Here is a 484-nt window from a genome sequence, read left to right as displayed (position 1 = left end):
GCAACCGACATAGTAAAAGAGAATTTTTAGAATTTTTCAGAGTTTGCTTCGCTCGTTTCACTCGCTCGCAAAGACTTTTGGGAATCATTCGACAAGACAGACCTGAAACTGTCATTGCGAGTCCCGCCGAAGGCGGGACGAAGCAATCTCATGTAGTTTTAATAAAGTGCAATTTGACTCACGCAGCGGTTGCTGAGCCTGCCGAAGCAACCGCCCAAGCTCGTCTCGATACGCACTACGTGCTACTCGACGAGCGCTGCATCCTGCGGTCGTTGAGTGTTCTTCGATAGAAGAGCATATCGAAACGACCGCCTGAGCTCGTTTCGATACGAACTTCGCTCTACTCAACGAGCTTATAAATCTGCGGTTGCTGAGCCTGTCGAAGCAACCGACATAGTAAAAGAGAATTTTTAGAATTTTTCAGAGTTTGCTTCGCTCGTTTCACTCGCTCGCAAAGACTTTTGGGAATCATTCGACAAGACAG

Source organism: Melioribacter sulfuriphilus, assembly GCF_052656625.1.
This window is presented reverse-complemented; position numbering follows the sequence as displayed.